The 3304-nt window shown below is 37.3% G+C and carries 2 protein-coding genes; both read left to right on the top strand.

All coding sequences use genetic code 11. The annotated features are described in order from the left end of the window. On the top strand, positions 1 to 1614 hold a 1614-nt coding region (locus Q0L65_RS05305; protein WP_296684236.1), incomplete at its 5' end, for a DUF1800 family protein. 8 nt (positions 1615 to 1622) lie between these two features. Then, the coding region (locus Q0L65_RS05310; RefSeq protein ID WP_296684238.1) for a DUF1501 domain-containing protein at positions 1623 to 3304 on the top strand (1682 nt) is incomplete at its 3' end.

Here is a 3304-nt window from a genome sequence, read left to right on the forward strand (position 1 = left end):
GCAGAAAGAAAGCATTTGATTAATCGAGGACTTATTGGATATAGTCATTCCAGCTATTTAAAAATACAGAATTTAGGGTTAAGCGCTTGTGTTGATCTGCTATTAAGCCCGGAAAAAGCATTTGAACTACCAATAAATGACTACTATCTGGATATTATTGATAATCCGGATGAGGTCAAAGGCGATGTGGCAAGAGGAGCCATTTGGGTAAACGCTACAGAGGTAAATCAAAGTGGTGCGCGATGGGTTTCATTAAAATCATGGATGTTGAAACAGTTTACTCAACAATCCACTTCGATACATTGGCGCATGGTGCTATTTTATAATAACTTATTAGTTAGTTCTATTCAAAATGCGGGGATTTCTAAAAATGCATTTTACTATGTAGACACGTTATTCAAATTATCACTTGGCAATTTTAAAGAATTGATATATCAAATCACCATAGATCCATCCATGTTAATTTATTTGAATGGAAACCAAAACAATAAATATGCTCCTGATGAAAATTATGCGCGTGAATTACAAGAACTTTTTACCGTAGGGAAAGGGCCTAATTCTAAATACACAGAAAAGGATGTCGCTGAAATGGCTCGTCTGTTAACGGGATGGCAATTTGATTGGGAAAAAACGAAAACTACTGAAGGTCGTGCAGTAGTTACGAATAATCTTGCCATGCATGATACAGGTGAAAAGCAATTCTCTGAATTTTATGGTAATCGAAAAATCAGTGGTTCAAGTAATCCAGATAGAGCTGATGGCGAACTGCGTGAAGCGATTGACATGATTTGTGCGACAGATGAGATGCCCAAATATATCTGTCGACGAATTTACAGCTTCTTTGTGAACCCTAGTATTGATGCTGCCACGGAAGAACTTATCATTACTCCCTTAGCTAAAATATTCAAAGATTCGAAGTTTGAGATACTACCGGTTTTGAGAACCTTACTCATGAGTGAACACTTTTTCGACAGTCTTCATATCAAATCAATGATCAAATCACCTCTTGATTTCGTAGTGGGTATATTAAAAGAATTTGATTTGCCTTTATTGGATAATAGTAACAAACCTTATCCCATGGGAAGTGACGCTATCTATTACAATTTTAAAAGATTAAACGGCATTCAGAACGCCATGATAAGCCTTGGTATGAACATTGGAGACCCTCCCAGTGTATCTGGTTGGCCTGCCTATTACCAAGCGCCCGCTTTTGATCTGTTCTGGATAAATTCAGATACCATCATAAAAAGGGCCCAATTCACTGATGCAATTTTTAATTGGGGACAAGGTGTTTATTATAATAGTACCACTAAAACCGGTGCCCAAGTAAGGGCAAATTTAGCTAGTTACGCTAGTCAGTTTCAAAATCCAGAAAATTTAGAATTGCTAATTGATCAGCTAATCGAACGACATATTGGTCAAACAATAAGTACTGAAAATCGGCAGCAAATTATCAATCAAATTATGCAAGGGAATACGAATCTAAGTTATTGGTCGGCTATTTGGAATGCTTATGCAACGAATCCCTCTGCGGAAAATGCGGCATTGATTCAAAATCGTTTGGCTAAGGGCTTAAGTCTAATTTATCAATTGGGTGAATCTCAACTTTATTAACAAAGAGAATGAACAGAAGGAAGTTTTTACATAATATGGCCCATTTAGCTGCCATTCCATCATTTCTACCAGGCTTAGGACAATTAGAAATGTCCAATCTTTTAAGCAATACAGTGGAAGCGGGTAAAATTTTAGTAATAGTTCGTCTTAATGGAGGGAATGATGGTTTAAATACGTTGATTCCTCTAGAACAATATGGCCAGTTAAAAACGATTCGCTCTGGAGTTATTTTACCGGAAAACAAGTACTTGCCTATTACAGGCTCCAGCCTCGGATTTCATCCTTCTATGGCGGGAATGAATACATTATTAAGCGAAAAAAGGCTAGCTATCGTACAATCAGTTGGCTATTCCAAACCTAATTTTTCTCATTTTAGATCTACGGACATATGGATGTCTGGAACAGATACAGATCAGTACGAAAGTTCAGGTTGGATGGCTAGGCAACTAGAAAAACAACATCCCCTTTATCCTAATACCTATCCAAATGCTCAATTTCCTCATCCACTTTCCATTGAATTAGGAGGCGAATCTAGTTTATTATTTCAAGGACAAAATTCTTTCACCAGTCTGATTTATTCTAACCCTGATCAATTTTACAGTCTACTAAATCCATTTGTCAATACCTATCCTACGACAATTCAAGGCTCCCGTTTGGCCTATTTACAACTAATAGGTAAACAATCTCAGGTATACGGCTCGGTTGTACAATCTGCTTACCGTTCTGGATCAACTCCATTTACTTTTCCAGAATCTGATCTAGGAAATCAATTTAAAATAATCCAAAAATTGATATCAGGAGGGCTTCAAACCAGAGTGTATATGGTTCAATTAACAGGATTTGATACACATGCGAAACAAGTAGACACACAAGATCCTACGAAAGGTCAGCACGCTTATTTACTCAAGCAAGTGAACGACGCGATCGTAAGCTTTATGAAAAATTTGGACGCTCAAAATTTAGGAGATCGCGTTGTAGGGGTTACTCTCTCCGAATTTGGTCGTACGGTGCATTCTAACGGAAGCAGCGGAACTGATCACGGAACGGTAGCACCTATGTTTGTATTTGGGAATTCAGTCAAAGGGGGAATTATTGGCGCTAATCCTAAAATTCCATTGGATTATAAAACAAGTGATGAGTTAACCGCTAACTACGATTTTAGACAAGTTTATGGTTCCTTACTCAATCAATGGATGGGCAATGATCCAAAACTCACAAATGAGATTTTATTTAAAGAATTCCCCAAAGTCCCCTTGATTAAATTATTCAATGACGCAGACGGAGATGGTGTACCAGATAATTTGGACCTATGCCCAGCCACTCCTATAGGTGCTATTGTCGATATCAATGGGTGCGAAGTTTTCAGTTTGCCAGTTACGAATTACGCGTTAAAAATAACGGCTACCACTTGTCCAGGAATGAGCAATGGAGGGATGAGTATTGATTTTGTCGATAAAAAATACACCTATTTAATCGACGTAACAGGTCCATTAAATTTTTTAAAATCAAGTAAATCAATAACAGGTAGCAGTCTACTTTTAGAAAAACTAGGGATTGGTTCTTATCAAGTAAATATTAGTATTGAGGGTCAAAAAAACTACCTACAACGGTTTGATTTCCAAATAACAGAACCTGCAAGCCTAGTGGTACAATCAACTATTCAAGCAGAAAACGCTGTAATTCAATTAGC

Source organism: Flavobacterium sp., from assembly GCF_024642105.1.
Classification (GTDB): domain Bacteria; phylum Bacteroidota; class Bacteroidia; order Flavobacteriales; family Flavobacteriaceae; genus Flavobacterium.